Genomic DNA, 6496 nt, shown 5'->3' with positions numbered 1-6496 from the left:
TGAACGGCTCAAAAAACGCCCATTCAGCGTCTTCCATCAACAATCGAGCCAAGATAGCCTCCTCAGAAAGCTATCTTGAATCACGCTTTAGGCAATTTGGGAATCCAGTTTGTCAACGGCTCCTAGAGAAGAACTATCTTAAAGCGATTTGAAATAACCGCTGCTCGGGTCGCAGGCCAAGTGTGACGCTATATGGCTCCAACCACCCGACGACACCACGCCTTCAATGTGTTTTTTGTGATCAGATTCGGAACGCCATGTTTCTACGAGCGTAAATACACATGGATCCAGATCAGCATTATATATGTTAACAGAAATACAACCATCAACTTTAGGTAAATCTGTTTTTACCCCGTCAAGTATCTCTGTAAAGGCCACAAGCTTTTCAGGTTTTGATTTGAATGTGATGATTACATTTATACTCATAGCAGTCCCCTTGAACTATTAAGCGATCATTACGATCACGCATAAAGCATAATTCATACAAAATCACCAATGCTTAATGATTCGCCCGATTAGAAGTCCTTATTTCGCCCGCGCTTCGGCTTCCAGCCGCGCCGTTGCGGTTTCGATAGCCTCTTCCAGCGCCGCCATGAACGGGCCGCGCGCTTCGGGCGATACGGTGAGGGCGGGCAGAACCTCGAAGACCACCGTGCCGGGGTATTTCAGAAAGGCATTCCGCCCCCAAAATAAGCCAGAGTTTAGCGCAACCGGCACCACGGGGGCACCGCTCAAGCGGGCGAGATGCTGCACACCGGAGCGGTAGGGGCGACGCGTACCAGGGTCCGTGCGCGTGCCTTCCGGGAAAATGATCACGGCGCGGCCCTGGGCCAAAACCGGCAGGGCCGCGCGCCCAACGCTCTTCATCGCCTTCTGCCCGGCCCCGCGCGTGACGGCGATCTGCTGAAAGCGCCACAGGTAATAGCCAAAGACCGGGATAAACAGCAGTTCGCGCTTGAAAATGAACGCCGGGCGGGGCGATAGCACGTGCAAAGCCATCGTCTCGAAGGCCGATTGATGTTTTGCCGCCAGAATGAAGCCGCCTTTCGGCAAATTCTCCCGCCCGCGCATTTCAAACCGAACTCCGCAGATGATGCGCAGCAGCACTAAAACGCCGTGAACCCAAAAATCGACAACCCACCAGGCCGCCGCGCGCGGCAGCAGCGTTACGGGTAGCAACAGAACGGCGGTCACGAAAAACCAAAGAACAAAGCACACGTTAAAAAGTGCCGACCGCAAAACGATCATGCTTCCCCCGAACGAAGTAAGGCGCGCGCCCAGGCGCGCAGGAGCTTGTGATATTCGCTCAGCAGAAGCGTGACGCCATCCGCCCGCAAACTGCCGCCTTCGGGATAGCCCGGCGGAAACACGGGATGCGGAATGACGGCGAGCTGCGGTGCGACGCGGCGCAACTCGAACAGACTGCGCGGCATATGATAGGCCGCCGTTACAAGGCGAATGGAGTGAATATTGACCGCGCGCGCCCAGGCCGCCGTCTCCGCCGCATTGCCCAGCGTATTGGCCGCCGCATAGCCCAGCACCACGCAGCAATCAATCTGCGCTTTGCCCAAGGGGCCGAAGCCTGCCAATTCCTCCGGCTCAACCTCGGGATTGACCCCGGAGATGAACACCTGTTTCGCTAGCCCCTGCGCCTGCAGTTTAAGCCCGGTCGAGAGCCTTTGCCGCCCGCCGGTCAGCACCACAATCGCCTCCGTCGCTGAGGGATCGCGGGAGACTTCGCTGGGAACCTGCGCCATGAAGGCGGCAAAGCCCGCGCCATAGGCAAGAAGCAGACCCGCCCCCACGACGGTTAAACGGCGAACCAGCCGCATTACCCGCAGGCTCCAAGATCGGCCAAAGCCTCGGCTACGGTGGCGAAGGCAGCCAGATCGGGACGGGCGGACGCCGAGGCGCGACCCTTGCCCGTGAGCACCAATCGAAACGCCACCCCCGCCGCCTGGGCGGCCTCGGCATCGGTTAACGCATCACCGATAAACAGGGTTTCGGCGGGGGAAACCCCATGCTGGCGCATTGCTTCGCGCAGCATACCGGGGCCGGGTTTGCGGCGGTCGCTCAGCCCGTCGCGCGCATCGGGGGCGATATGGACCGAGGCGAGCCGCCCGCCTGCCGCCTCCACCGCGCGGATAAGCGTCGCTTGAATCGCACCGAACTCGGCCTTGCTGACGTGCCCCCGCCCCAAGATTCCCTGATTAGTGACCAGCGCCACCGCCCGCCCCGTCCGACTATAGGCCGCCAGCGCGGCAATCGCCTCGGGGATCAGCACCAGCGCATCGCGGTGGCGCACACTGTCGGGGCGGTCTTCGTTCAGAACACCGTCACGGTCGAGCAGCAGCAGGCGGGGGAAAAGCGTCATGCGTTCATCAAAGTCTCTAGGGCAACCGCGCAAGCCCACGCAGCGCCGCAAGATAGGCCGCGCCCGCCGCTAAAATCGAGAGGGCAAACGGCAGCAGGATAATCCAGACCCAATCGAGCGCGCCCAACTGCACGCCGCGCAACAAGGCCGGGGCTCCGGCGGCGCTGGTCAGAAACATCGGTAACAGCAGCAAAACCGCCACCGCGATCAGCGAGCCGACAAAAGCCCCCAACAGCGCCCGCCCCATCGTTTGCCGCGCGAGACCGCCCGCGATATAGCCGTCACGCGCGCCGATGAGGTGCAAAACCTCGATCACATCCTGCTGGACCGCCAACGACGTGCGGGTAGCGAACAGCACGGTGAGCACCGCCGCCCCGCCGATCACCGCCAAAATCGCCGCCGCCAGCCAGCGCGCCGCCGTCGCCGCCCGGCGGATCGGCTCCAGCCAGGTCAGGTGATCCTGATAGCGCGTGCCGGAAATGGCCTTCAGCTTTTCGCGGATGGCGTCTTGGGAGGCGATGGAAGGGTCGACCGTCACGGCGATCAGGCGCGGAATTGGCAGTTCCGCCGCGCCCGTTAGCTCCCCCAGCCACGGCGCGACCAAAGCCGCGCCCGCTTCCGCCGGAAGGGGCTGGGCCATCAACACGCCGGGCTGGGCGAGGAGAAGTTGCGTTGCCGCCTCCACCCGCTTGGATACTTCCGCCGCATCCGGGCCGGGGAGCACCTGGACCGTCGCCGACCCTGTGACTTCGCGGTCCCAGGATTGCGCGCCGCGATTGACCGCGAGCGCGCCGGCGAGCGCCAAAAGGGCCAGCAAGGTCATGATGGCGACGATGGCGGGCAGGAAGCGCCCGCCTTCATCGGCGCGCAGCGGCAGCGGATGCCCTAAACCGGGGAGATGCCCGGAAACCAAGGGAAGCTTCATGGCGTACCGCCGCTCATCTCGGCCCCGAAGGGGTTGGAGCCGGGGGGCAAGAGATGCACCTCGCCTTGCTCAACATGCAGCACCGGATGGGGGAAACGGCTGATGAGTTGCTGATTGTGGGTGGCGAACACGATGGTAGTGCCGACCTTGTTCATCTCCTCGAACAAATGTAACAGGCGCACGGCAATACGATCATCCACATTGCCCGTCGGCTCATCGGCCAGCAGCAGATCGGGCCGGGCGATGACAGCGCGGGCGATGGCGACGCGCTGCTGCTGCCCGCCGGAAAGCTGCGCCGGGCGCGCATTCACCTGCTGCTTTAATCCGACCCAACTGAGGAGTTCGGCCACATGAGCGTCAATCTCCGCCGAACTATGCCCGGCGATGCGCAAAGGCAAGGCGACGTTTTCGAGCGCGGTCAGATGGTCGAGCAGGCGGAAGTCTTGAAACACCACACCGATGCGGCGGCGCAGGTCCGGGCGCTCGGCGCGCGCCAGCGTTACCACGTCGCGCCCGAACAGCGAGAAAGTGCCGCGCGTTGGCTTTTGCGCCAGATACATCAGGCGCAGCAAGGTGGTTTTGCCAGCGCCCGACGCGCCCGTCAGAAAATGGAACGAACCTGGAGCCAGGTGGAAGCTGACATCGCGCAGAACTTCCGGCCCGGTCCCATAGCGCATCCCGACATTATCAAAGGTAAGCATGTCTCTCCAGGTGCCGCCGCGATTCTCGCCCGCCCGTGCAAGAGGGCAGGAAAAATCTGCGGGTTTCAAGCGATTGTGCAGAAAGTCGACTCGGATTTCTTGCCGTCCCGTCTTTCGGTTCGTATAAGTTAGGCAACCGAAATCGGGTAAAAATGCGATGATATTGAACTGTCCCTCCTGTGCGACCCGCTGGACTGTCAATTCGACCGACCTGGCCAACCCTGGCCGGATGGTCCGTTGCTCGAACTGCGGCCACACGTGGCTACCCGACCTAGCTTCGGACGAAGCGGCCCTGCCTGAGTTTTTTTCGGCAACGCCTGAACCCGCGACGCCTGGAGCCGCCCGCCCGAAAGCAGGAGCCCCCGACGCTGCCTCCATCGTTCGCCCGCCGCCCGGCGGTAAATCGATGGATGAGGATTTCGATGCCTTCCTGAACGCGCCGATTTCGAGCGGACCCGGCGCTGCGGCCGATTTACCGCCGATGGATTTTCTCGCAGCGATGGCCGACGCCGCCGCCGACGCCAAAACCAGCCCGGCTTCGAACGAATCGATCATCGCGCGCAGCCTGTTTGCGATGGATGACGATGAGGACGAACCTAGCGTGCCCGCCAAATCCCGCCCGTCGCGTGCACTGCCGCCCGCCGAAGAGATGGTGAGCGCCGGGGCCTTGCGCGATAAGATCAAAACGGCGGAGGAAGAGTTTTCGGATTTCACGCCCCCACCGCTGAACCCGCCGATTAAAGGCCGCAAAGCCGCTAAGGCCAATCATGGCGCCGCCCCCCGCCGAAGCGCCGGTTCGCCGCTCGGCTGGGCCCTGCTGCTGCTGATCTTCTCGGGCACGATCGCCGGGCTCTATTTTGGGCGCACTCAGATCGTCGAAACCTGGCCGCCCGCCGCCGTGGCCTATGCCCGCGCCGGGCTGCCCGTCGGCTTCCCCGGCGAAGGTTTCGATCTTGCGAACGTCGCCTCGACCCGCCGGGATGATGTGGGGATGTTGATCATCGAAGGCCGCGTGCTGAACACCACGAACAGCGCCAAGCCCGCGCCCAAGCTGAAAGCCATCGTCAGCGGCGCGAATGATCAGGTTTTGAAGGAATGGATCTTCGCGGGCACCCCGCCGACCGTTGCCCCCAATTCCGCCGAAGCGTTCAAGGTGGAGTTGAAGGACCTGCCGCAAGCCGCCGATAAGCTTGTGGTGACGTTTGCCGAGTAAGAAAAACCCCCCGATCCGAAAATCGGGGGGTGTTTTTATTAAAGGAAAATATCTGGGTAGAGCGGCGCGCTTGGATCGACGGCATAGCCAGAGAGATCCGTAACCCCGGCACTCGCCAAAACCTCATCATCGATGAAGAAGTTCCCCGTCGTGCTTTTGCCGTCGCGGGTCAGGATAACGTGCGCCGCATCGGCCACAATCTCCGGCGTGCGGCCATTGCGGGCGGAAATCAGCCCTTCGCCCTCGCCCAGCATCGCAAGCGCGGCGGTGGCGATGATCGTGCGCGGCCAAAGGGCATTGACGCCGACCCTGCCGTGGAACTCGCCGGCCATGCCGAGCACACACATGCTCATCCCGTATTTCGCCATTGTGTAGGCCACATGCGGCGCGAACCATTTTTCGGTCATGTTCAGCGGCGGCGAGAGCATGAGGATATGGGGGTTCTCGGCCTTTAGCAGTTCCGGCAGGCAGGCTTGGCTGCACAGGAAGGTGCCGCGCGCATTGACCTGATGCATCAAATCGTAGCGCTTCATCGGCGTTTCCAGCGTGCCGCTGATGTTGATGGCGCTGGCGTTATTCACCAGAATATCGATACCGCCGAAGGTCGCCACGGTTTGGGCGACCGCCGCCTTCACACCCTCCTCCTCGCGGATATCGACCAGCAGCGGCAGGGCCTTGCCGCCCGCCGCCTCAACCTCTTCCGCCGCCGAATAGATCGTGCCGGGAAGCTTTGGGTGCGGATCGGTAGTTTTGGCCGCGATGACGATATTGGCCCCATCGCGGGCGGCGCGCAGGGCGATGGCCTTGCCGATGCCGCGCGATGCGCCGGTGATGAAGAGGGTTTTTCCTTTAAGGCTGCTCATGGGGGATTCTTTCCGTTTTTTTGTTTTGATTAGCCGCGATTGAAAGCCGGACGGCGTTTTTCGACGAAAGCGCTGACGCCTTCGACAAAATCGCTGGTTAAGGTGCAGCGGGAGAAGGATTCGCCTTCCCGGCGCAACTGATCGGGCAGCGGCGCACCAAAGGCCGCATTCAGCAGCCCTTTGGTGCGGGCAAGCGCCTGACGGGGGCCGGAAGCCAGCCGCCGCGCGAGGGTTTCGGTCGCCTCGGCCAAAGCATCCTTGGGCACGACGCGGTTGATAATGCGCAGATCGGCCGCGCGCGGCGCTTCGATCCGCTCGCCCAGGGCCGCGATTTCAAAGGCGGGCTTCAGGCCGACAAGGCGGGGCAGGAACCAGGTCGCGCCGCCGTCCGGGGTCACGCCAAGATGGCAGTAGGCGAGC

The 6496-nt window shown here is 62.4% G+C and carries 9 protein-coding genes; 1 reads left to right on the top strand and 8 read right to left on the bottom strand.

Annotation, left to right across the window (positions count from 1 at the left end; genetic code table 11):
• Window positions 1-138: 138 nt before the first annotated feature.
• The 6 genes from ACIQ36_RS17210 to ftsE form a co-directional block, all read right to left on the bottom strand.
• On the bottom strand, window positions 139-426 hold the full coding sequence (locus tag ACIQ36_RS17210; protein ID WP_395831579.1) for a putative quinol monooxygenase: 288 nt from the start codon (window positions 424-426) through the stop codon (window positions 139-141).
• A gap of 99 nt (window positions 427-525) precedes the next feature.
• Window positions 526-1248, bottom strand: coding sequence for a lysophospholipid acyltransferase family protein (locus ACIQ36_RS17205; protein ID WP_395831577.1), 723 nt, complete (start codon window positions 1246-1248; stop codon window positions 526-528).
• Window positions 1245-1832, bottom strand: coding sequence for a YdcF family protein (locus tag ACIQ36_RS17200; RefSeq protein ID WP_395831575.1), 588 nt, complete (start codon window positions 1830-1832; stop codon window positions 1245-1247). The genes ACIQ36_RS17205 and ACIQ36_RS17200 overlap by 4 nt, the downstream gene beginning before the upstream one ends.
• A complete protein-coding gene (locus ACIQ36_RS17195; RefSeq protein WP_395831573.1) occupies window positions 1832-2374 on the bottom strand; it encodes an HAD-IIIA family hydrolase in 543 nt (180 codons plus the stop codon). Before ACIQ36_RS17195 ends, ACIQ36_RS17200 begins: the two co-directional genes overlap by 1 nt.
• 16 nt (window positions 2375-2390) lie before the next feature.
• Window positions 2391-3299 (bottom strand): cell division protein FtsX, encoded by a 909-nt coding sequence (locus tag ACIQ36_RS17190; RefSeq protein ID WP_395831572.1) that lies wholly within the window; start codon window positions 3297-3299, stop codon window positions 2391-2393.
• Window positions 3296-4000 carry a cell division ATP-binding protein FtsE gene (gene ftsE / locus ACIQ36_RS17185; protein ID WP_395831570.1) on the bottom strand — a complete coding sequence of 235 codons (705 nt, stop codon included), beginning with the start codon at window positions 3998-4000 and terminating at the stop codon, window positions 3296-3298. The genes ACIQ36_RS17190 and ftsE overlap by 4 nt, the downstream gene beginning before the upstream one ends.
• 157 nt (window positions 4001-4157) lie before the next feature.
• On the opposite strand from ftsE, the gene ACIQ36_RS17180 reads away from it, so the two are divergent.
• Window positions 4158-5213: an MJ0042-type zinc finger domain-containing protein gene (locus tag ACIQ36_RS17180; RefSeq protein ID WP_395831568.1), complete on the top strand. Its 1056-nt coding sequence runs from the start codon at window positions 4158-4160 to the stop codon at window positions 5211-5213.
• A gap of 38 nt (window positions 5214-5251) precedes the next feature.
• On the opposite strand, the gene ACIQ36_RS17175 is transcribed toward ACIQ36_RS17180, so the two are convergent.
• Both ACIQ36_RS17175 and ACIQ36_RS17170 read right to left on the bottom strand, forming a co-directional pair.
• Window positions 5252-6076 (bottom strand): SDR family oxidoreductase, encoded by an 825-nt coding sequence (locus tag ACIQ36_RS17175; RefSeq protein WP_395831566.1) that lies wholly within the window; start codon window positions 6074-6076, stop codon window positions 5252-5254.
• 29 nt (window positions 6077-6105) lie between these two features.
• Window positions 6106-6496, bottom strand: a 391-nt coding sequence (locus ACIQ36_RS17170) for an enoyl-CoA hydratase/isomerase family protein (protein ID WP_395831564.1), incomplete at its 5' end; no start/stop codon positions are given.

The sequence above is a fragment of the Elstera sp. genome (genome assembly GCF_044372965.1).
Taxonomy (GTDB): domain Bacteria; phylum Pseudomonadota; class Alphaproteobacteria; order Elsterales; family Elsteraceae; genus Elstera.
The sequence above is the reverse complement of the archived record's forward strand: the minus strand, read 5'-3'. Positions and strand labels throughout refer to the sequence as shown.